Source organism: Oceanobacillus halotolerans (genome assembly GCF_010993955.1).
Taxonomy (GTDB): domain Bacteria; phylum Bacillota; class Bacilli; order Bacillales; family Amphibacillaceae; genus Oceanibacillus_A; species Oceanibacillus_A halotolerans.
Genome location: NZ_WIXL01000011.1, coordinates 38,725 through 60,949 on the forward strand (window position 1 = coordinate 38,725; position 22,225 = coordinate 60,949).

28 protein-coding genes are annotated in these 22,225 nt (G+C 36.2%); 12 read left to right on the plus strand and 16 right to left on the minus strand.

The annotated features are described in order from the left end of the window. The first annotated feature begins 513 nt into the window (after positions 1–513). Positions 514–1,695, plus strand: coding sequence for a MalY/PatB family protein (locus GHC26_RS12155; RefSeq protein WP_163971539.1), 1,182 nt, complete (start codon positions 514–516; stop codon positions 1,693–1,695). 596 nt (positions 1,696–2,291) lie between these two features. Here the strand turns inward: GHC26_RS12155 and GHC26_RS12160 are convergent. Both GHC26_RS12160 and GHC26_RS12165 read right to left on the minus strand, forming a co-directional pair. Beyond that, positions 2,292–2,864 (minus strand): superoxide dismutase family protein, encoded by a 573-nt coding sequence (locus tag GHC26_RS12160; RefSeq protein ID WP_163971540.1) that lies wholly within the window; start codon positions 2,862–2,864, stop codon positions 2,292–2,294. Positions 2,865–2,955: 91 nt separating this feature from the next. Beyond that, positions 2,956–3,150 carry a hypothetical protein gene (locus tag GHC26_RS12165; RefSeq protein WP_163971541.1) on the minus strand — a complete coding sequence of 65 codons (195 nt, stop codon included), beginning with the start codon at positions 3,148–3,150 and terminating at the stop codon, positions 2,956–2,958. A 122-nt stretch (positions 3,151–3,272) separates the two neighbouring features. Here GHC26_RS12165 and GHC26_RS12170 point away from each other — a divergent pair, with 122 nt between their 5' ends. Continuing rightward, positions 3,273–3,665 carry a kinase-associated lipoprotein B gene (locus GHC26_RS12170; protein ID WP_163971542.1) on the plus strand — a complete coding sequence of 131 codons (393 nt, stop codon included), beginning with the start codon at positions 3,273–3,275 and terminating at the stop codon, positions 3,663–3,665. Positions 3,666–3,714: 49 nt separating this feature from the next. Here GHC26_RS12170 and GHC26_RS12175 read toward each other — a convergent pair whose 3' ends face one another. Further along, positions 3,715–3,978, minus strand: a complete 264-nt coding sequence (locus GHC26_RS12175; RefSeq protein WP_163971543.1) for a phosphocarrier protein HPr — start codon at positions 3,976–3,978, stop codon at positions 3,715–3,717. 264 nt (positions 3,979–4,242) lie between these two features. On the opposite strand from GHC26_RS12175, the gene deoD reads away from it, so the two are divergent. The 3 genes from deoD to GHC26_RS12190 all read left to right on the plus strand — a co-directional run bounded on the left by deoD (position 4,243) and on the right by GHC26_RS12190 (position 6,272). Beyond that, the gene (gene deoD, locus GHC26_RS12180) at positions 4,243–4,950 is read left to right on the plus strand and encodes a purine-nucleoside phosphorylase (RefSeq protein WP_163971544.1); all 708 of its coding nucleotides are present in this window, start codon (positions 4,243–4,245) and stop codon (positions 4,948–4,950) included. 126 nt (positions 4,951–5,076) lie between these two features. Continuing rightward, positions 5,077–5,673, plus strand: a complete 597-nt coding sequence (locus tag GHC26_RS12185; protein WP_163971545.1) for a biotin transporter BioY — start codon at positions 5,077–5,079, stop codon at positions 5,671–5,673. Positions 5,674–5,798: 125 nt separating this feature from the next. Further along, a complete protein-coding gene (locus tag GHC26_RS12190) occupies positions 5,799–6,272 on the plus strand; it encodes a divergent PAP2 family protein (protein WP_163971546.1) in 474 nt (157 codons plus the stop codon). Between the two features lie 256 nt (positions 6,273–6,528). On the opposite strand, the gene GHC26_RS12195 is transcribed toward GHC26_RS12190, so the two are convergent. From GHC26_RS12195 to GHC26_RS12205, 3 genes are all read right to left on the minus strand, one after another. Then, positions 6,529–7,224, minus strand: coding sequence for a 3D domain-containing protein (locus GHC26_RS12195; protein ID WP_318937006.1), 696 nt, complete (start codon positions 7,222–7,224; stop codon positions 6,529–6,531). Positions 7,225–7,297: 73 nt separating this feature from the next. After that, entirely contained in the window at positions 7,298–7,609 is a 312-nt protein-coding gene (locus GHC26_RS12200; RefSeq protein ID WP_163971547.1) for a YuiB family protein, read from the minus strand. Positions 7,610–7,742: 133 nt separating this feature from the next. Then, positions 7,743–8,960 (minus strand): NAD(P)/FAD-dependent oxidoreductase, encoded by a 1,218-nt coding sequence (locus GHC26_RS12205; RefSeq protein WP_163971548.1) that lies wholly within the window; start codon positions 8,958–8,960, stop codon positions 7,743–7,745. 463 nt (positions 8,961–9,423) lie between these two features. Here GHC26_RS12205 and GHC26_RS12210 point away from each other — a divergent pair, with 463 nt between their 5' ends. Continuing rightward, the gene (locus GHC26_RS12210; protein WP_163971549.1) at positions 9,424–10,407 is read left to right on the plus strand and encodes an NAD(P)/FAD-dependent oxidoreductase; all 984 of its coding nucleotides are present in this window, start codon (positions 9,424–9,426) and stop codon (positions 10,405–10,407) included. A 607-nt stretch (positions 10,408–11,014) separates the two neighbouring features. Here GHC26_RS12210 and GHC26_RS12215 read toward each other — a convergent pair. The 4 genes from GHC26_RS12215 to GHC26_RS12230 form a co-directional block, all read right to left on the minus strand. Then, complete coding sequence (locus GHC26_RS12215) at positions 11,015–11,722, minus strand: Crp/Fnr family transcriptional regulator (RefSeq protein WP_163971550.1); 708 nt, start codon at positions 11,720–11,722, stop codon at positions 11,015–11,017. 124 nt (positions 11,723–11,846) lie between these two features. Continuing rightward, on the minus strand, positions 11,847–12,203 hold the full coding sequence (locus tag GHC26_RS12220; RefSeq protein ID WP_163971551.1) for a HesB/IscA family protein: 357 nt from the start codon (positions 12,201–12,203) through the stop codon (positions 11,847–11,849). 74 nt (positions 12,204–12,277) lie between these two features. Continuing rightward, positions 12,278–13,141, minus strand: coding sequence for a diaminopimelate epimerase (gene dapF, locus GHC26_RS12225; RefSeq protein WP_404821794.1), 864 nt, complete (start codon positions 13,139–13,141; stop codon positions 12,278–12,280). 23 nt (positions 13,142–13,164) lie between these two features. Further along, entirely contained in the window at positions 13,165–13,482 is a 318-nt protein-coding gene (locus GHC26_RS12230; RefSeq protein WP_163971553.1) for a YuzD family protein, read from the minus strand. Between the two features lie 181 nt (positions 13,483–13,663). Between GHC26_RS12230 and GHC26_RS12235 the strand changes: the two genes are divergently transcribed. Beyond that, a complete protein-coding gene (locus GHC26_RS12235; protein ID WP_163971554.1) occupies positions 13,664–13,888 on the plus strand; it encodes a NifU family protein in 225 nt (74 codons plus the stop codon). 53 nt (positions 13,889–13,941) lie between these two features. Here the strand turns inward: GHC26_RS12235 and GHC26_RS12240 are convergent, their stop codons facing one another. After that, on the minus strand, positions 13,942–14,913 hold the full coding sequence (locus tag GHC26_RS12240) for a 2-hydroxyacid dehydrogenase (protein ID WP_163971555.1): 972 nt from the start codon (positions 14,911–14,913) through the stop codon (positions 13,942–13,944). A gap of 32 nt (positions 14,914–14,945) precedes the next feature. Continuing rightward, positions 14,946–15,920, minus strand: a complete 975-nt coding sequence (locus tag GHC26_RS12245; protein ID WP_163971556.1) for a protein kinase family protein — start codon at positions 15,918–15,920, stop codon at positions 14,946–14,948. A gap of 89 nt (positions 15,921–16,009) precedes the next feature. Here GHC26_RS12245 and GHC26_RS12250 point away from each other — a divergent pair, with 89 nt between their 5' ends. After that, positions 16,010–16,516 carry a phosphatidylglycerophosphatase A family protein gene (locus GHC26_RS12250; protein ID WP_163971557.1) on the plus strand — a complete coding sequence of 169 codons (507 nt, stop codon included), beginning with the start codon at positions 16,010–16,012 and terminating at the stop codon, positions 16,514–16,516. Positions 16,517–17,244: 728 nt separating this feature from the next. Here GHC26_RS12250 and GHC26_RS12255 read toward each other — a convergent pair. Genes GHC26_RS12255 through GHC26_RS12265 form a run of 3 tightly spaced genes read right to left on the minus strand, consistent with a single transcriptional unit; the run spans position 17,245 to position 19,112 of the window. Next, entirely contained in the window at positions 17,245–18,015 is a 771-nt protein-coding gene (locus GHC26_RS12255; RefSeq protein WP_163971558.1) for a TIGR01457 family HAD-type hydrolase, read from the minus strand. An 8-nt stretch (positions 18,016–18,023) separates the two neighbouring features. After that, positions 18,024–18,659, minus strand: coding sequence for a helix-turn-helix transcriptional regulator (locus GHC26_RS12260; RefSeq protein WP_163971559.1), 636 nt, complete (start codon positions 18,657–18,659; stop codon positions 18,024–18,026). Positions 18,660–18,674: 15 nt separating this feature from the next. Continuing rightward, positions 18,675–19,112, minus strand: a complete 438-nt coding sequence (locus GHC26_RS12265; RefSeq protein WP_163971560.1) for a DUF86 domain-containing protein — start codon at positions 19,110–19,112, stop codon at positions 18,675–18,677. A 107-nt stretch (positions 19,113–19,219) separates the two neighbouring features. On the opposite strand from GHC26_RS12265, the gene GHC26_RS12270 reads away from it, so the two are divergent. Next, positions 19,220–19,486 carry an SAV0927 family protein gene (locus GHC26_RS12270; protein WP_163971561.1) on the plus strand — a complete coding sequence of 89 codons (267 nt, stop codon included), beginning with the start codon at positions 19,220–19,222 and terminating at the stop codon, positions 19,484–19,486. Positions 19,487–19,696: 210 nt separating this feature from the next. After that, complete coding sequence (locus GHC26_RS12275; protein ID WP_163971562.1) at positions 19,697–19,984, plus strand: hypothetical protein; 288 nt, start codon at positions 19,697–19,699, stop codon at positions 19,982–19,984. 26 nt (positions 19,985–20,010) lie between these two features. Here the strand turns inward: GHC26_RS12275 and GHC26_RS12280 are convergent, their stop codons facing one another. After that, complete coding sequence (locus tag GHC26_RS12280; RefSeq protein ID WP_163971563.1) at positions 20,011–20,286, minus strand: YutD family protein; 276 nt, start codon at positions 20,284–20,286, stop codon at positions 20,011–20,013. 143 nt (positions 20,287–20,429) lie between these two features. On the opposite strand from GHC26_RS12280, the gene GHC26_RS12285 reads away from it, so the two are divergent. Further along, positions 20,430–21,008, plus strand: coding sequence for a YhcN/YlaJ family sporulation lipoprotein (locus GHC26_RS12285; protein ID WP_226376934.1), 579 nt, complete (start codon positions 20,430–20,432; stop codon positions 21,006–21,008). A gap of 154 nt (positions 21,009–21,162) precedes the next feature. After that, positions 21,163–22,158 (plus strand): M23 family metallopeptidase, encoded by a 996-nt coding sequence (locus tag GHC26_RS12290; RefSeq protein WP_226376935.1) that lies wholly within the window; start codon positions 21,163–21,165, stop codon positions 22,156–22,158. Positions 22,159–22,225 lie beyond the last annotated feature (67 nt).

Consider the following 22,225-nt stretch of genomic DNA (forward strand, 5'->3'; position numbering starts at 1 on the left):
TATGAGAGGAAAAACTATCTACACACGTTTGAAAAGTTATATATATTTTAAAAAAACATGTTTATATTTTTGATGAGTGGGTATAACTATAAATGTAAGACTTTCTCGTATTCCCCCTGTAAGCAAGGCGTTATTACGCTTTGCTTTTTTTTTGCACGTTAGGAAAGATAAAGTGAAACTTTAATCAGTGGGGGTTTCCTTTCCTCCCCCCACTGATGGTTAGTTGAACGAATCGGACATTTACGGGCAGTTTGATCCCCCCACTTATCTTTCTTGGAACTCCTAAGAAATCTTGAAGTGGGGGGGCTTACTGCCCGTTACATACGGGATAAAATTTTAGCTAAGAAGTGGATTCGACGTGGCTAAATTTTAATATCCCAAGTATAAGAAAAACTAACACATTCGCTAAGGACGAGCGAATGTGTTAGTTTTTCTAACCTTTTACTAAACAGATAACAACATTTCTAATCATATATTCGATATAATAATTAATTAGAAGGAGGGTTCGAAAATATGAGTATTTTTGATACTGTACACGATCGTAAAAATACACGTTCAGTCAAATGGGATCTCGCACCAACCATTTTCCAGGCTGATGATGTATTACCAATGTGGGTAGCAGATATGGATTTCAAAGCACCAGAAGAAGTCAATAGCGCGCTGATGGAGCGAGCAAAACATGGGATTTATGGGTATACTGCCATTGATGATGATGTTAACGATGCTGTTATGAATTGGTTACAAAAACGGCACCAATGGGAAATTAAAAAGGAGTGGATTTCCTATAGTCCAGGGGTTATAACAAGCTTACACATGGCAGTTCAGGCATTAACAGAACCCGGAGACGGTATTTTGATCCAAACACCAGTGTATACACCCTTTTACAATGTCATTGAACAACATGATCGCAAAATCGTTAAAAATAAGCTTGTTTTAAACGATAATTATTATAAAATTGACTTTAAAGACTTTGAAGAAAAATTAAAGCAAGGCGTAAAAGCATTTATCTTGTGTTCTCCACATAATCCAGTCGGGCGTGTATGGAAAAAAGAGGAGCTAGAAGAAATGGCAAGACTCTGTTTAAAATATGATGTCATCATTTTTTCAGATGAAATCCATGCAGACCTCATTTATCCAGGTGAAAACCATATACCAATTGCTTCTCTCTCACCAGAAATAGCAAAAAACACAGTAACATGTATGTCGCCTTCTAAAACATTTAATTTAGCAGGATTACAGGCATCCTATATTGTTACAGCAGACAAACAAAAGCGGGATGCGGTCAATAAACATTTAGGTATACAAGGCCACCACATGCTGAATACAATGGGAAACACTGCAATGGAGGCAGCTTATCGCTATGGTGAGTCATGGCTTGATGAATTAAAACAAGTATTGTACAACCATAAAAATTATGTAACGGAAATGTTTGAGAAAAACACAACAAAATTAAAGGTCATTCGTTCAGAAGGTACATACCTACTTTGGATCGACTGTAGTCGCCTGCAATTAGATAGTAAGCAGCTAAAACAATTTATGATTCAAAAAGCAAAAGTTGGCCTCAATACGGGCGTGGATTACGGTTCTGAAGGGGAAAAATTCATGCGAATAAATATCGCATGTCCACGTAAAACACTAGAAGACGGAGTAAACCGAATTATTAATGCAGTAAACAACCATACTAAAAAAAGCTAGTTAATTATGCTAGCAGAGCACGTAGTTCATAGTGTTTTTTTACAAACAAACTCACTCAAGCCAAAAACGCTTGGAAAAATTTGAACTGCACCTCGATTGTTTGAAACCTAACAATTGGAGGTGCAGTTTTTCTATGTTTATTTTTATTTTGTTTTTCCATCGCCATGAACATTTCAGAAACTGAGCGGACAGATACTTTTTCAGGCCTTATCTGCTATTTGATGAATCCTCTTTCCGCTATTCCCTGCAAATCGCTTGTTTGGAGCATGGATTAAGTTCCGCTATTCGCCTTTTTTACCCTCATATTACAGGGATTTTATGCAACTAACGGAACCTAAATTCATCTAGACCTCTAAAGTACCCCTTTTCTTAACAATAACGGAACGAGGATCCGCACTACGCGTTTATAAAGTGAAATTTCAATCAGTGGTGGTTTCCTTTCCTCCCCCACTGATGGTTAGTTGAACGAATCGGACATTTACGGGCAGTTTGATCCCCCACTTATCTTTCTTGGATCTCCTAAGAAATCTTGAAGTGGGGGTTTTGCTGCCCGTTACATGCGGGATAAATCGCTCTTCCCCCCAATAAGCCTTTCATTATTCTTGCTGTTCTTCATTTGATTGTGTTGGATCAGTAGGAGAGTTAGTGGAATCTCCTTGATCCCTTTTAATTTCCCCACAAGCAATTCGAGCACCAGAATTACCACCAGGTTGACTTACACCGTCATCCTGATTTTCATGAATAACGATTGACGTTCCTTCACCTTCAAGAAGCGAGTTCTTCCCATCTAATAATGTAGCTTCAGGTATCGTCAAATCAGCATCCACTAGTCCGCCGCCATCTGCCTCTATATTTGGCATATCGCCTAAATGGGACCCTTCAGGATGCATTAAGCCATGTTCACTTCCATCTGGATTAAAATGATTTCCTGCACTTTTAAATTCTGGTCCTTCACATTTAGGGAATTCATGAACATGTATACCATGATATCCTGGCTTTAGTCCTTCTAACTTCAGTTTGACTTCTACACCATCTGGACTTTCTTTTAATGCAGCTGTTCCAATCATATCTCCATCACTATTATACATATCAATCGTTCTTGCAGTTTCCCCATTACTTTGACATGACATAAGAAAGATCAAAACAATAAGAAAAAACAGTCGTCGCATAAGGGTTCTCCTTTGTAGTTACTTTTAGTATAAGTATCTACCGGACGTAAGAAAGTTATGCTCTATACCTGAAGCAAGCAAAGAATCTCTTCTATGTTGACTTTTTATCTCGTTGTGTATGATCTAATTTATGCTCGTACTCCTTATCAATACGTGCTGCTTCTTTTTTGGAATTTTTATAAAAAAGATACATGACAACCGCAGCTCCGATAACAAAAACAATTAACATCAGAATATCTGGAATATATTCTGTTTTATCTTCAGGGAAATAAAGAAATTCCATCATACTTGATCACTTCCTTTTCCACAAAATTATACCAAACTTTATTGTTTTTCTAAATGAGAAAAGGTTAGATTCGCGATTTAAACCTATTTCTGGCAAAATATAAACTAAAAGGAGGTTATGTTATGGCTGAAGTAAACATAGGAGAAACAGTTCGTGCCCATTATAATTCAGGTACTTACATTGGAGAAGTGTTAGAAGATCGAGGTGATCGCTACTTAGTAAAAGTACTTGCAGTCGATAAACATCCAATGCAAGGCGATATTCATCATCCTGGAGAAGTAGAGGGTGTATTTTTTCATGAGCGGAAAGCGTTAGCACAATATGAAAAAATGAACGTCAAAAAACCTGCCGTTAAACCGTATACAGGTGAAATACCATCATATAGTGATTCCCTTAAAGATGCAGTTAATACATTAAAAGAAAAGCTAAAAAAAGAAGATACATTGTTTAATCAAAAAGCGTTAGAAACCATTGAAGGATTAGAAGAGAAATTTTATACGAAAGGCTACTATTAAAACGTTAATGTAAAAAGCTAGAGGCAAATCCTCTAGCTTTCATATTTACCTACTCGCCCAAATGCTCTTTAATTACCTCTGATATTCCGTTCATAGCTTCCTCTTCATCACCACCATCCGTCTTAATGGTGATTTCTGCATCTTTTGGAATTCCAAGTGACATAACACCCATAATGGATTTTAAATTAACAGACTTTCCATTGAATTCTATTTCCACTTCACTTTCAAATTGACCTGCTTTATTTACAAGCAATGTAGCTGGCCGTGCATGAACGCCAGTATCTGCAGTAATCCTAAATTTTTGCTCTTTCATAGTAATTCTTCATCCCTTCAGCAATAATTTCATTGTATGTACGAACAAAGCTTGTACATTTCTTATCGTTCCCAGTCTCTTTTAAATAAAACATAAAATTATCCCACCTAAAAGTAAAAGGCTAACGAATATTATTATATCCAATAACAATTTGTTTGGAAACAAAAAACCCTTTTATTCGACATAATTTTTGACCCCATTTGTTTTTACAAAATCAATATGATATTTTAAACAAGAAAGCACTATGAATAAGGAGGAACTGTTATGAGTGTACATATTGGAGCACAACAAGGTGAAATTGCAGATAAAATTTTATTACCAGGCGATCCGTTACGTGCAAAATTTATTGCCGAAACATTTTTGGAAGATGTCACACAATATAACCAAGTTCGTGGCATGTATGGATACACAGGTACTTACAAAGGAGAACGTATCTCCGTTCAAGGCACTGGAATGGGTGTTCCGTCCATTTCCATTTATGTCAATGAGTTAATTCAAAGCTATGACGTACAAAAGCTTATTCGTGTTGGAACATGTGGTGCTCTTCAAAAAGATGTAAAGGTACGTGATGTGATCTTAGCACAAGGATCCACTACTGATTCTCAAATAAATCGAATGATATTTAATGGTATTGACTATGCACCATTAGCTAATTTTGATTTGCTAAAAAATGCCTATGATGTTGGGGTAGAAAAAGGACTAAACCTCAAAGTTGGAAACGTATTTACAAGCGATACGTTCTATCGTGACAATGCCCAAGAAGTAAATGAGCTACTCGCTAAATATAACGTTTTGGCCGTTGAAATGGAAACAACAGCATTGTATACACTTGCAGCAAAGTTTGATCGTCAAGCACTTTCTGTATTAACCGTATCGGACCATATTTTAACTGGGGAGGAAACAACAGCAGAAGAACGTCAAACTACCTTCAATGATATGATGGTGGTTGCCTTGGATGCAGCGATTAAATAAGGAGAAAACAAATTGCAGTTTTCGTCATGAAAACTGCTTTTCTTCACACCGTTTGTTAACCACAAAAATATTAAGTTGACAATTTTTGGCCATGTAGCTATGATAGGATGAAAGGAGTGATATATTATGAAAAAATTAAGGCCTATTGAACTGACATTTTGTGCTGTATTTGTATGTCTAATGGCTATTGGTGCCAATATCACTGTTTGGTTCCCTATGTTAGCGATTCCAATTGGAGGAGCTACTGTTCCACTTTCATTGCAGACATTTATCGCAACCATTGCAGGGGTTATGCTTGGCCGTAAGCTCGGTAGTCTAGCAATGATAACATACATATTAGTTGGTATAGCTGGGGTTCCTGTATTTGCAAAAATGGCTGCTGGTCCAATGGCACTTATTAATCCAACAGGTGGCTTTATCCTTTCATTTGTATTGACAGCGTTCGTGGTCGGAGCAATTACACAGTATTGGCAAAAAGCATCAATTGCGATATATTCCTTTGCAGCATTAACCGGATTAGTGATTAATTATATTTTTGGAGTTACCTATATGTATATTTCAATGAATACGTGGCTAGGACTAGATATATCCTATATGCTTGCATGGTCAGGAATGATTCCTTTTCTAATAAAAGATGCAGCATTAGCTGGAATTGCTGCTTTCTTTATGGTCAGCATTACAAAACGAATACCTAAACGTTGGTTACTAACAAATACCCCTTAATCATCTTAAAGCAGGTTGTACGATACATCCTGTTTTTTTGTTGTATATGTTTTTTACATACTATGCTAAAATGAGACTAGTTTTTCAGCTAACAAACACTTGCATGAAAGGATGTAATCGCACGAATGGAACTATTTTCAAACTACCCACTTTGGGCTGCTTTAGTAGCGATAATCTTTGCACAAGTCGTTAAAATTCCTCTACGCTACATCGTTACACGTGAATTTGATCTAGGACTAGCATTCAGCACTGGTGGAATGCCCAGTAGCCATTCAGCTGCAGTCGCAGCACTTTCAACAAGTGTAGGGATTATAGAAGGCGTTACATCAACCTTGTTTGCTATTTCATGTATATTCAGCATTATTATCATGTTTGATGCATCAGGTGTAAGAAGACAAGCAGGCGAACAAGCCGTTGTTTTGAACCAGTTAGCAAAAGATTTTCAATACTTTTTAGAAGAAGCAAAACAATGGAATCATAAAGCAGAATATGAAAAGAAAGAGGAACTGAAGGAATTATTAGGTCATCAGCCAATTGAGGTATTTTTTGGTGGGGTTACTGGAGTGATCATCGCTTTCCTATTATATCCTTTATTTTAGAAAATTAGAAAACTTGGTATCGCCAAGCCTTTTCGGCGATAACCCTAGTTGCACTTATGCTTATGCTTTTCTATCTGCTTAGAAAAACTCGCATTCGCTCGTCTTTTAGTGAAGGTGTTAGTCTTTCTTATACTTGGGATATTAAAATTTTGCAACGTCGAGTCTACTTCTTGGTTAAAATTTTATACTTTCCTAACGTGCAAAAAAAGGAAGATGAATCCTTGCTAGAAGGTTCATCTTCCTTTTTATTATTCCACTATTCTTTTAAAATTTGTTCCCGAAACACTTGTAATGATTCGGTTTCATTAAGCTGCACAAGCTCTTCTTCTGTTAAACTACCGTCACCCCATTCAACGATATATACCTCAACTTCCTTTTTTCCCCATTTGGAATACACATCTTCAACCGTTGGGTAATATAAGTCTATTTTGTTTCCTTTAATTGCGCCACCTTTATCAGCAACTATACCATATCCATAATCTGGTATATACATAATAGTTCCGATTGGATATATGCTTAAATCAGCTGCAATAGTGGAGTATAAGTCTCGTTTTACTTTTACTCCAGAAAAGGTGATTCCATAATGTGGGTGGTCTGGTGTCTTTCCAGTTGATTCAACACCAGCGGTATAACCGGTTGCAACAACTGTTGCACTAGGATGCTGTTCTACATTAACAGCTTCTTCTAATGTTTTAGGTCCTTCTAATTGCTCACTGGAAATATATCGTTCTTTTTGTTTTAATGTATTTAAACCTTTTTCTTCTATAGCTAGCTGTCTATGACTGACAGAATGTGGGTATTGATGTGATGATGTGTATTGTACATCATCCTCTACTACCCATGCTTGTACATCCCCAATGGTAAGATTCGAAATGGAATTCATTGTTGTATAGAATGCTCCACAAAATAACAAAGTCATTCCAATTCTTCTTAAATATTTTTTAATATTCACTGATAACACCTCTCTGGATGTCATCATTTCCAATCTAGCAATTTTTTATACAAATAATTTTGTAAAACTTGCTTTAAAACATCTGATAGCCACTTTTTCGCAGCATTTTAATAACAATACCAGATACAATTGTTCCTAGAAAGCCAGAACCAATGGCAACGTAATCAAATACAGAAAGGTTTATGATTCGCTCAAATGCAGTTGGAAACGCATCGCCTGGACTGGTTATATACTCCATCGTACTAATATTATCTACAATAATGACCATTATGACAATATAGAAACCTGCCATTAACCATGTACGTCTTAATAGCATGTTTAAAATAAATGCTAAGCCAAAAAAGATAACAAAATATAATAATACAGCAACAAATGCTTGGATCATGGAAAACACTCCTTTTCATCGCAAGTCCAAATCTTACCCAACCATTATTATATCGTATAGAAAAAGCAAAGGCACTTATATTACCTTTGCTTATGACATTAATAAAGGCTCCTTTCAAAAGCAAGTACTGTTATTAATAGAAAATATTAAACTTACCCTTCTTCATTAATAATCCGATTCCACCTAACTTAACCAAATAGCGATTATCAATTATTTTTTTCATTATAGTTGCTTTAAATCCAAATAACTTAGAATTCCCAACAACACCGATCGCATCATTGTGTCCCAAGGATGCAACAGTTCCCATTATGTTCGGTTCAAATTCTTCTAAGTCATCACTGTTCTGTGCTAGTGCTTTAACATTATGTGCAACCACTTCTGACTGTTGTATTGCAATTTGAGCAGTTGGTGGGTATGGACGACCACTCTCAGGATTCATAATTAACGCACAATCCCCAATCACAAACACATTATCGTAATCAGGGGCACGCATATCTTTTCGAACTTCTACTTTTCCACGATTGGTTTCAAAGCCAGAATTTTCAACAATGGAATTGGCACGAACGCCCGCCGCCCAAACAGTTGTAAACGTAGGAATTTCATATTGTTTTCCATCTTTTTCATATACGACAGCATTAGATTTACATTCCTTCAACATTGCTCCATTTATAAATTCAACGCCTCTTGACTCTAAGGAATTCATTGCATACTCGACCAGATCTGGGTCAAACCCTGCTAATATCGTTTCAGACCCTTCAATATTTATAATTCGAACTTTTGACTTATTAATATCATATTCTTCACATAACTCTGGAATTCGATTTGCTAATTCACCGATAAACTCAACACCGGTAAAACCTCCACCACCAACTACTATGTTTAGACGTGCCTGATTTTTCACTTTTTCATTATGATATTTTGCAAAATTATACTCAATATGCTCTCTTATTAAACGAGCACTATTTATGCTATTAATTGTAAATGCATGTTCCTCTAGGCCTGGTATTCCAAATGTAGCAGCCTCAAATCCTAATCCAATGACTAAAATATCATACGTTATTTCACCGTTTTCTAACTTAACTTTTTTCTCATCAGGTTTGATGGAAACAACAGTATCCTTAACAAAATTTATTTTATTTAAATCTAAAACATCTTTAATAGAAATCCTCGTTTGATCGTGATGTAAAGTACCTGCTGCGTTCTCATGTAACCATGTTGTTTGATAATGATAAGTATGTTTATTAACGAGCGTAATGGAGGATTTATTTACACCGAGTGACTTCTGTAATTTCGTAGCTGTCATCATTCCACCGTAACCTGCTCCCAAAATGACGATTTCTCTTTTTTTCATTTTCATCACTTCCAATATACTAGTTTAATAGAATATGTACCTCTTCACCTGTTATTTGTGACATATTTCACGTACTAAGTGAAAATAAAGTGAAACTTCACTCAGTGGGGGGTTCCTTTCCTCCCCCACTGAGTGTTAGTTGAACGAATCGGACATTTACGGGCAGTTTATCCCCCACTTATCTTTCTTGGATCTCCTAAGAAATCTTGAAGTGGGGGTCTTACTGCCCGTTACATGCGGGATAAAAGGGAAAAAATCATTACATTGTCACATAATCGCAATATTATTTCCAGCCTATATATTAACCGTTTCCATACCTATTTTCAACCCGAATTTTTATATTTATAATAATTAATTTTTTAAATGTCCACATGATGAGTTGAAGTTCATAATTACACAAAGAATGACGGTTTATGATACTATATCCTTAGTGTGTGAATTCATTTTTATGGGGGTAATAACCATGTCAGATAAATTATATGATGTAACCATTATTGGTGCAGGACCTACTGGCTTATTTACTGCCTTTTATGGTGGTATGCGACAGGCTAGTGTTAAAATAATTGAAAGTTTACCACATACAGGGGGACAGCTAACCGCGCTTTACCCAGAAAAATATATTTATGATATTGCAGGTTTTCCAAAGGTACGAGCTCAAGGCTTAATCGATAATTTAGAAGAACAGGCTAATTTATTTGAACCAACAATCGTTTTAGGTCAATCGATTGAAACGGTTGAGCGCTTAGAAGATGGTACATTTAAATTAACGTCGAATGAAGAGGTTCATTATTCGAAAACAATCATTATTACAGCTGGAAATGGGGCTTTTCAACCAAGACGTTTAAATGTAGATAATAGTGAAGCATTTGAAGGGAATAACCTTCATTACCACGTAAAAGATATGAATCAGTTTCAGGATCAACACGTTATGCTTTTAGGTGGTGGTGATTCTGCAGTAGATTGGGCATTGATGTTAGAACCAATTGCTAAAAAAGTAACCTTGGTTCACCGTCGCGATAAATTTAGAGCCCACGAACACAGTGTTAACCAACTAATGGAATCAAATGTTGAGGTATTAACGCCATTTGTGCCTAGTGAGATTATAGGCCAAGATCGAATTGAAACTGTAGTTCTAGAGGAAGTAAAAGGCGATAAAAAGTATGAAATCGATGTCGATACAGTGCTATGTAATTACGGGTTTATTTCTACCCTTGGGCCAATTAAAGATTGGGGACTAGAGATCGAGAAGAATAGTATTGTGGTTAATTCTAAAATGGAGACCAATATTCCTGGTATCTATGCTGCAGGTGACATTTGTACCTATCCTGGTAAAGTTAACCTAATTGCAACTGGATTTGGAGAAGGGCCAACCGCTATTAATAATGCAAAACAATACATGGATCCAAAAGCCCGTGTCCAACCGAAACATTCCACTAGTATGTTTTAAGTGCGTGTTCAAAAAGGAGGATAAAAAGGACCGAGTCGGCTAAGGTCTCAGGCGTCCTGTTACAACGCCGACACTAGTACGTCCTGTACGTCGGAAGTTCGAGGCGGCGAAGCCTTGAGCAGCGGAGCGTATGCAATTAATACGTGAGCACAGGGAATGCTCACTAGAATCTACATCGCACGCAGGAAAAGTGTAATTCTTTTCCAAGGAGCTAAAAATGCAAGCCAACGAAGAAATTAGATGTGTCATTTTTACCGGACTTTTTGAACATCCTCTTTAATAAGATTTAGTCAATGCAGGGCTGGCTTAGCTAAACATCAAGAATCTAATCATGCATTGATCACCGTATTAAACAGAAAACAACGCTTGGATCAGGCGTTGTTTTTTTGAATGGGCTTTTTCGAATACTTTATTAAAAAAAGCTATTTTTGTTGATGAATCGTCATTCCGTTATTTGCTCAAAATTTGGTTTGGATCCATCTTGCGTTGATAGACAAACATTGATAGCACATCATCTAGCAAGTGCTCATTAAAATCCATACGAGAAAAAGCAACAATCTTTTGTAAAACAGCCTTTGAATATCCTACCAGTTAACACAAGTATTTTCTATGCATCAGAGGCAACCTCCATTAATGCCTCCATGTTTACTATTTTGATTTGCCGGTGACCTTTTTGTTCAATCCACCCTTTTGTTTGAAAACTGGATAGACGTCTACTAATCGTTTCCTGTGTGGTACCTAGATAGGATGCAAGATCCTTTTTGCTCATTGGTAGTGTAATATCATAGGAATCCATATCCTCAGCCGTTGCAATTAAATAATGAGCAACCCTTGCTTCCACATCTTTTGCACTAAGCTGACCAACAAGTTGCTCAGTTTGTTCTAAACGAGAACTAAACTGCTCTAAGATTTTTACTGCTATAGTTGGATACGTCTGCATTAGTTGTTGCATATCATCCCGATGAATGGCACATATCTCGGTTGTTTTCATCGCCTCTGCATAGCTATCCAATGTTTTTTCAGTAAACAAGGCTAACTCACCCATAAACTCACCTGGTTCTAGGATTCGCAATAGTTGTTCCTTCCCAGAATCAAATAACTGATAATTTTTTACACGACCTTGATGAACAATGTATAAATATTCTAAGGGATCTCCTTCATGGAAAATGATTTCCCCTTTTTCATAATGCAGACTTCTACTTAAAGCTACAATCTTAAGCATTTCATCTTCATTTAAATGATTAAAAAACGGTACTTTTCGTACACATAGGTCTTTTCCATTACTACTGGCTGTATGTCCACAACTTTTACTCATGTTATCCCCCTCTATAATAGTAGCAATTCATTATCCCCAACCCTAATTACATACGAAGCATTCTATAGTAATTTTTACCAAGAAAAAGCTAGAACGCCTCTTCATGCATTCTAGCTAAATCTCACTAACATTTTTCAGGTGCACCTTCACGTTCTTTCGCTTTAAAAGAGGACCCACATCCACAAGATACAATGGCATTTGGATTATCAATACTAAATCCGCCACCCATCATATTCTGTTTAAAATCAATTGTGGTTCCTTCCAAGATTGGAATGTCCTGTTTAAAAATAACAACTGGCACGCCATTTATTTCATCTACCATATCGAGTTCATCATTTACATCATAGTCAAAACCTAGTTTATAAGATAATCCACTACAGCCGCCACCTTGTATCCCAAAGCGTAAGCGAACTCCCTCTGATTCTTCCTGCATCATTTCATGTACTTGGCGTGATGCATCATCTGTGATTGAAATAACCATCTCATGCCCTCCTTTATTTTCTGACAGGTTAGTTAAATCATTATCTTCTAGTATACAAACTATTCAACAAGGATTCAAACATTTGAGTAGTAAAAAACACCTGATGCAATTATTTCTGCTTCTCCAGTCATCCATACTTTCCCATCGTCATCCCATTTTATTTTTAAATCGCCACCCTGTAAATGAACAAGTACTTCTTTATTTCGTTGTATTTTTTGGTTTAAAGCAGCAGCCACCACCGCTGCACATGCACCAGTTCCACAAGCTTGTGTTACACCTGAGCCACGTTCCCACACACGGAAATTGATTTCATCCTCAGAAACAACCTCAATAAATTCCACATTGACACCATTAGGAAATAACGGATCTTTTTCAATAATGGGGCCAAATTCATATAATGGCGCTTCTTCAATCCGATCTACAAAAAAGACCGCATGTGGATTACCCATTGATAATGCAGTCACTTCTAGTTGTGTTTCATTCACAATAAATGGTTCTTGTAAAACTTGAGGATCATCATTCCCAAGCATGGGAATTTGAGATCGTCTTAAAATTGGCTCCCCCATATTAATCGTAATTTCTGTTACGATACTTTCTTCCACCCTTACAGTAGCTTCAACAATATTAGCACGTGTTTCAATGTTAAATGACTCTTCCTGAACAATTCCAGACTCATAGGCATATTTTGCAACACAACGCAGGCCATTTCCACAGCTTTGTCCTTCTGAACCATCTTTGTTAAAAATACGCATTCCAACATCTGCTTGTTCAGTTGGGTGAATTAGAATCAGTCCATCTGACCCAATTCCAGTATTGACATTTGAAACACTTTTTGCTAAATCAGCTAAAATGTCTTCTTCCAGATCATATTCAAATAAATCGATATAAATATAATTATTGCCAAGTCCATGCATTTTGGTAAATGGTATTTCCATTATACATACCTCATTTCGTTAAGTCTTTACTGTACTCCTTGTTTCTCCAATTCCTGGTATATTGTTTTTAATTTTGGTATTCCTTCTGCTACCATTACTTCATTCACAAACACAATGGGATAGAACAAATCCTCTTCAAAAATACGTTCGACAAACGCTTGATGTTTTTCTTCTTTTGGTGGGTGATCGATATCGATATATTCATATTCCACAGATGGGTCATCATATTTTCTACCAATAGCTGCTTGTAGCCATTCATACGTATCCTTAGACCCAGGTGCACCTACACAACTTGCACAAATTTGTTCTGCTCCATAAACGGTAATTTTTATATTTTTTTCCATTTTCATGATCCCTCCACCAGTATAATTACTTTCATTTTACAAAACCTTTTACAAAAGATACAATAAAAAATAACATAAAGAAAAAATCCTATTTCATAAAAGAGAAATTTTCCAATAGACACATATAGATTTTTTTTGTATTTCATTTTATAATGATATTAAGGAAAGGAGACGATGGTTCATGCAAGAGCAAGTACAAGAAGTGTTAAACAAACTACGTCCATATTTACTACGTGACGGTGGAGATGTGGAATTAATTGATGTTGATGATGATGGCATTGTATTACTTCGTCTTATGGGTGCTTGTGGAAACTGTCCAAGTTCCACCATCACACTAAAAGCTGGGATTGAGCGTGCACTAATGGCTGAAGTACCTGGTGTAAGAGAAATCGAACAAGTATTTTAATTTATATATGCTATGTAAGGCAGACGAGTCGTATTGATCGTCTGCCTTTTTTATTATTCTATCCTTACTGGTGTTTTTGGCTGTTGCCCTTGTAGAACGGCATCAATATTGTCTAAGCATAAGGTTATCATTTGACTACGTGTTTTCATACTACTTGAGCCTATGTGTGGTAGGCATACCGTGTTATCAAGTTTCAAAAGCGGATGATCTGAGCTAATTGGTTCTTCTTCAAAAACGTCTAATCCCGCTGCTTTTATTTCTCCAGATTGTAATGCTTCATATAACGCAATTTCATCCATTGTCCCACCACGAGAGACATTTATAAATATGGCAGATTCCTTCATCTTCTGGAACGCCGCTTCATTAAATAAATGTTTTGTCTCTTTGGTTAACGGAACAAGTGAAATGACGTAATCAGACTCATCCAATAGTGTTTCAAAAGGAACATACGTAACACCTACCTCTTTTTCTGCTTGGTGTTTTCGTGTTCGATTATGGTACAAAATGGACATATTAAATCCTGTTGCTCGCTTTGCAACCGCCTTTCCTATTCTTCCCATTCCTACTATACCGATTGTTTTATGGTGGATATCCGAACCCGCTAGTAAAAAGGGTGACCAATTTTTCCAACGATCCTCTTTAATATAATCACTTGCCTCCGTAACACGCCTTGCTGTTGCCATCAATAACGCGAATGTCAAATCAGCAGTTGTTTCGGTTAACACATCTGGTGTATTGGTCACCCATATTCCCTTTCTATTCGCTGCTTCTACATTGATATTATCATATCCAACTGCCATATTTGCTATAATCTGTAAATGAGCATTCTCCGATAAAAAGGCTTCATCTATTTTTTCTGTTAACATACATAATACACCATCTGCTTCTCTTGCTTCTCTTCTCAAAATTTCACGCGGCACAGGTGTTTCTGATTCGGGCCACATTCGAAAATCATAACGGTCTTCATAAGGTTTTAGTAGTTCCACTGGAATTTTCCTTGTTATGTAGATGATCGGTTTGGTCATGAAAGAACACCTCACTTCTTCCTTATCTTGGTTTATAACCAGTTTAACACAGGAATTGATAGGGATTCAGTATCTAAACCTACTACATGGAAAAAGTCCCGTAAACGGCTTTCATAAACAGTTTGTTGCTTTAACATATAGTCGAGTTTGGCGTAATGATCTTCCGTAGACTGTGCAAGAAAACTCTTTGCGATCACATCAAATAGATGAATCGGGAATAATAATCGTGCATAGATTAACCGCCAACTAAAAATCGATAATGGCCGAACAGTTTGATAGTCGTTTAGAAATTGTATTACTTCTTGATTAGGATTTTCTGTTCCCTCTAACCACTTCACTCTTATAAATTCTGCCAAATCTCTTGTGGGATGGTCATATATTAAGTCATCAGGCCAAATAATTTGCTGCAGGACATTTGATTGATAACGATGAAATGTGATAGTTCCCTGGTCCACTTCATGAAAACGCTGTTCTTGTTCACTCTCATGTAAATATTGAATAGCATTTTCACTAATCCCGATAAGATATGGTAAACTATCCATCAATAAGCGAGCATAGTATGTGGATCGTTCTGTAGTATATTGTTCAATTTGATTCTCGAATATCGTTAGCTTATTAATCCAAAGCTGTTCCCATTGCCCATAACTTGAAATGGTTTGTGGTTGATATTGATAGGTAGCCCCTATGTTATGGAAGTTAGCTAGCTCTTCTCCATGGGGCAAATGAGAAGTCTCTTTCATATGATTGACTTGAAGTACCATATACTTTTTGCCTTGATAGGTAGTAAACCAATCTCCATGTATATTTTGTATCGGTTCAGCTACATAGGGATAATGGTGCTTAGCCAAATAGGAAGAAAGGACTGCCTGCTCCATATGGATGATTTCATTATTATTTGCATCCATGATAAAATAAATAGAATTATCTGCTATGATTCCTTTTCTCTGATTAACTAGCAATTCTTCACCATTTTGGATACCATAATACGTATGAAGTAACTGTTCCACAAATATCTCCTCCTACTAGAAGAGTGTATGTAGGTAAAGGTCATATTTTAACTAGTAATGGTAAATTTTAATAAAGAGGTGATCGTAAAATGGAAACAAATCAAAGTGTATTAGAAAAGACTGCAAGACAATGGTTACGTGAACGCGGTGTAACGGTAGATGATATAGCAGATCTTGTCTATTATTTACAGTCAAAATATCATGAGGATTTAAAGATGGACGACTGTCGTCATAATGTAGATCGTGTGTTAACTAAACGGGAGGTTCAGAATGCCATTTTAACTGGTATACAGTTAGATCGGTTAGCAGAACAAAAAAAATTAGATGAGCCGTTACAACGTACATTAGAAACTGATGAAAGTTTATACGGTATTGATGAAGTTGTTGCATTTTCCATCGTGAATGTATATGGTTCGATTGGGTTTACGAATTATGGGTACATTGATAAACAAAAGCCAGGAATTTTAAAACACCTTAATGATAAAACAACGGGAGAATGTCACACGTTTCTGGATGATATTGTAGGTGCAATTGCAGCTGCTGCTTCCAGTAGACTGGCACACGCAACTGAAGACGATAAGCTATTAGATGATTAGAAAATATGGGCCTTTTCTCATCGTACGTTATTTATATAAACTATTTATCCCGCATGTAACGGGCAGTAAGACCCCCACTTCAAGATTTCTTAGGAGATCCAAGAAAGATAAGTGGGGGATCAAACTGCCCGTAAATGTCCGATTCGTTCAACTAACAATCAGTGGGGGAGGAAAGGAAACCCCCACCGATTGAAGTTTCACTTTATTAAGATTCATACTTGAAAAGCAACATTCTGTTAGAAAACAGCTATATTTACAAAGAGTATTACGTAAGATGATACTTTCTAGGGTTTTAATGTCAAATGGGACAGGGGTCTTTTACAAAGAGATGCAGATGAAAAAGATCCTGCCCCTTCATCCTTCTGTGATTATTCGTCTAGATTAATCCATGTTTTTCCATCTTTATTATTGTTCATCCCGACCTCAAAAGTACCGCTTTTCTTATCAACAGCGGAATGAGGGACCGCCTAGTTCTTTTGGATGAATCGTCATTCCGTTATTTCCTCCAAATCCCGTGTTTGCCGCATGGTTTGAAATCCTCGTTCCGTTATTTATATGTAAACATTGATAGCACATTAATTCCTGTCGATGGTGAACTTCTTATCCGAAGCGGAAATCAACTACGCTTGCTTTAAATATCAACTATCATTAGGACTTGAAAGGTAACAATCCTGTAGAAAACATCCAAAAACATAAAACAGTCCTCCTTTCTTCAAGGAAGACTGCATTTAAATCTTACTAATCCACTCATCTAAACGATTGACATAATAGGTTGGTTTCGTTTCCAGTGTAGGATAATCCGATTTTGGCGTTACACCTGTAAAGACCATTAATGTATCAACCCCAGCCTTTATTCCAGCCAAAATATCTGTATGATAATTATCTCCAACCATTAATACCTCTTCTTTTTCGAGACCAAGTAAATATAAACCTTCCTCCATAATAATAGATGACGGCTTTCCAATAAAAATGGGTTCTATTCCAGTACTGACCGTAATAACGGATGTTAAAGCACCATTCCCTGGTAATAAGCCCCTTTCAGTAGGAATTGCAACATCACTATTAGTTGAAAGAAATGTTGCACCATTTCGTATCAAAAGGCATGCCTTCGCTAACTTCTCATAAGAGATATTTCGATCCATTCCGATCACAACGTAATCACAATTCTTATCATCTAATGTAAGATCTTTTTGCTCGAGTGCCGAAACAAGGCCTTCCTCTCCAATAACATAACAAGTGGCATTTGGTTTATGTTTGGAAATATAATTAGCTGTAGCAATACTAGAAGTTAATACCTGATCTGATGTTGAGGGTATGTCTAACCGATTAAGTTTTGCTGCGACATCCTCTTGTGTTTTCGTTGAGTTATTGGTCACATATAGATACGGAATTTCCTTTTCCTGTAATGCCTGTACAAATTCACTTGCTGACTCAATTCGATCTGTTCCACGATACATTGTCCCGTCTAAATCAATCAAATACCCTTTATATGTTTTCACAAACAAGTTCACCCTTTTACTGGTTTCTTAATCGTCCATTTACAACAATGATCTCCATTTGTAATACAAGAGTGGGAGATAACTTCACTCGTTGAAAAGATTTGCTCAAAAATAGATTTCTCATTACTGCACATTTGTTTATAGCATGAAGCAATATTGGCGATTGGACAATTATAATGTTTCATTTCATAATCGCCTGCTTCGTTTTTTTTCAACTCAACCATATACCCTTTTTTATCTTGTATTTTGGCAACGGTAGCAACTTTCTCTTCAAAATCATTCGAATGAATTTTTTGTTCTAAGTCTTTTCTTTCTCGCTCCATCCGCTTGGACAATAACTTTGTAACAGCTTGTTTTCCTTCTAATTCTTCTAAATCACGCAATAATTCCAGTGGTAATTTTTCATATTGATTTGGAAACGTATCATGTCCCTTTTTTGTTAAGGAATAAGTGTGATATGGGCGGCCCAATTGCTGTTTTCTTTTTTCAACATTAATTAATCCTTGTTGCTCCAATTCATGAAGGTGTTTACGAACAGCAATTTCCGATATAGTAAAATAAGCCATTATTTCTTCTATTTTTAATTCATTATCCTTCTTAAGGATATTCAGTAATTTTTGCTTTGTTTGGGATCTTTTCTTCACGACTCATCACCTTCATTATTCTTTTGAAAATGCATTTGCTACGCCTAATTCATTATCTAAGTAGGTTCTAATATGGTTACTGAATTGATCAAATTTCTGTTTATAGTTTAGAAAACTGGATAATAAAGTATCATGATCAATTGCTAAATAATTTTTTATAATTTGATGACGTAATTGAATGAGTACTCTGTACGCTTCTTTATCATCTATTGGCAATACTTTTTCATCAATCAATATATCAATAATATCATCAAAGCTACCTGGATCACGCATAATAAATCCATCTATCATCATATTGCCAACATCTAATGTAGATTCTGCTACCATATGTACCATTCGTTCTAATCCTAGCCTTTGCACATAGGAATCAAAAGATTGCGTTTCAACCTCTTCTAATAAGGAATCCATATAGTTTAACGTTTCTTCTATTTTTTTTCGATCCACAAAATACATGTTATACCCCCCATGCCTACTATTACTATCATATCATATGTCAGATGAATAATTGAGTAAAACATGATATAGTTAAGGAAATGTTAAAAGTTTGGAGGAGTTGGAATATGAGAAATCAATTCGAACTTATAAGAGATGAAACGGTAACGAAAAAGGTGCGCTATGTTAGTTTTATGGGTAACTTCAAACGGTATGATTTTGCCTTTATGGAAAGTGAAGATCCTGACAAAACGGCAATTATTGATTTAACTACCAAACGATATGCGGTATTAGGCAAAAATGATTTATCAGAAGGTATATCTATTGCACACACATTTCAGTTATCTGAAATGGAGGCGGACGAAGTTAGGAAATTTTTGGAGGGCGTTTTATAACTATACATACTAATGCCATTCGTGAAATCAAATCACAAATGGCTTTTTTGGCTAATCTTCTATACTCCATCCTTTAATATTATCAAAAAATAAAACCATTTTTTCAATTTTTATTAGGATCAAACATTACATCACAAAGGGATAGTTAAAAATTCCCACGATTGATGCACCTTTTTTCGTTAAACCTAAAAACGAAGAAAGGGTGATAACATGAGTAGAAAAGATGAAAAAAGGTTTTCCGATTTTTCGAATGTAAATAATGTCAGAAATAATTTAATACCAGAAGAATTTCCTGAAGGTTCTTTTGGTTCTTCTATAAATAAAGATGAACCCGTATATGGAAAGTCAACACCATGGGGAAAAGGGCAACAACGTCAAAGTGCTTTTGTCTTTCCATACAAAGAATTGCATGAAGATTTACCTCGACAAGTTCCTGGTTCACATGTGATTCATGACGAACCTGATGATGTACACCCTCAACAAGAAGATGATCAGTAGTTCTTTAGTAACTACTGATCATTTTATCATTTATCGACTTTTTTTAAGACAAAATAGGCACAACCAAAATTACAGTATTCATATAAGTAATCCTCTAATGTGCTTATTTTTGTATCAAACGAGGCCTTACTGTTGTTATCATCATAAAACCCTTTCAAGCGTAGCTGCTCATATCCCCAATCACCTACAATATAATCATACTTTGCAAGTATATCTGAATAACGTTCTTTCAATGTTTCCATTTGAAAGCCGTTCCTATTATTTTCAATTATTTCATACTTTTTCCCTTGTATTTCAACCACTACTCCTCACCCCTTTATGCCTAGTTATAGTCTACCATACAAAAGACTATCCATGAAACGGATATTTATTGCATGAATTTCACTACTATACAACAAACTAAAACCAATAGGGAAAAATAAATCAAGAACAAGGAGGGAGAACGTTGCCTTTAAAGATCATTTATGGACTTTTGACCATAAGCTTACTAAGTTTAACAGCTTGTGGTGGGACCAATAATGCAAATGAAGACCCTGCCGATGTTGGTGATAATCTTGGCTCCAATCAAGACTATACGAATCAGAATACAACAAGTAATGAAGAGCTACATGACAAAATCGGCTATGTGCAATATACAAGAGAAGAATTAGAAAATGATCAAGAGCAAAATCGTGAAATCACGATGGATCGCAACGCAATGGCTAACATCATTACCCGTAATGTTTTACGTAGTGACGGGTTTGATGAAGTCGCTACATTAGTAACAGATGAAGAAGTGCTTATTGCGTATCGTAAGGATGACGAAGCTGATGCAGAGAATGTAGCAGATATTGCTAAAAAAACAGCGATGTCGATGATGCCAAGATATTTTGAAATATACGTTTCTGACAATGAAACGTTAATGAAGGATATACACAGCTTACACAATTCTTCATTAGAAGATCCAGATGACTATGAAAACACCATTAATTCCATTATTGATGAAATGAAAGAATCACCACAAGGTAAAGAGAATAGAGACTAGGTATCAGGTCTCCCTGTTTAAAGCTAGAACGAAGGACTAACATAGATTATCTATGTTAGTCCGCTTCCTTATGTTACCATTATATTCTCCTTAAAATGAGAAACCGTATAAATAGTATCACTTAGATGTACTTTTTAAGGTAAGAGGTGAAATCATGCTCTTGAAACGTACAATGATTGTACTTAGTATAGTGTTGATTTGTCTAACAGGATATAGTCAACATTCCATCAACGCAGAAGAAAATAATAAAGAGGAGAAGGAAGAGAATATATATGATGAACGAATGGCTTTATATAAAAAGACAGAAGCCCTGACACAAATTCCTTGGTACTATTTAGCCGCCATTGATCAATATGAACGAAACACACAGGAAGATGCAAGTGATGATGATATTGTTTCCATAACCCTTCCTTCCGAGTTGTGGTTCGGATCTGGTAATGTTACAAATATTACAAATGATGAATTGATAACGTTGTTTAATGGGAAAGGGAAAGATGGTAACGGGGATAAACATGCTGACCCAAATGATCCAGAAGATGTTCTGTATACGGTTGCAATGATGTTAAAGGAATATGGACCTACCGAAGCTGATATAAGAATTGCTTTGTGGAACTACTACAAGCGTGATCTTACTGTCCAAACCATTAAAAACACCGCCAAAGTATTTAAGGAATTTCAAGAAATTGAATTAACTGACCGCGATTTCCCTGTTTCAATTGGATACAATTATACGTACCACAACACATGGGGAGATAGACGAGGCTTTGGTGGTGCAAGAATTCATGAAGGAACTGATATTTTTGCTGACTATGGCACACCTATTTTAGCAACTACCTATGGTGTCGTTGAGTTGAAAGGATGGAATCTTTATGGCGGTTGGCGAATAGGGATTCGTGATATCCACAATATTTATCACTATTATGGTCATATGAGTGGGTATGAAGATGGAATTGAAGTTGGGGATATTGTAAAACCTGGGGATGTTTTAGGAAGTGTTGGTTCTACAGGATATGGGCCACCTGGAACATCTGGTAAATTCCCACCACATCTCCATTATGGTATGTATCGTGATACTGGTGACTCAGAATTCTCCTTTGATCCATACCCATATTTGCAGAAATGGGAGCGGATCGCTAAGGATAAACGATAATGGTAATGGAGTTTATCGACTCACAAGACATGCTTGTCCCGATATTGTTAATGCAAGATAAAGAAGA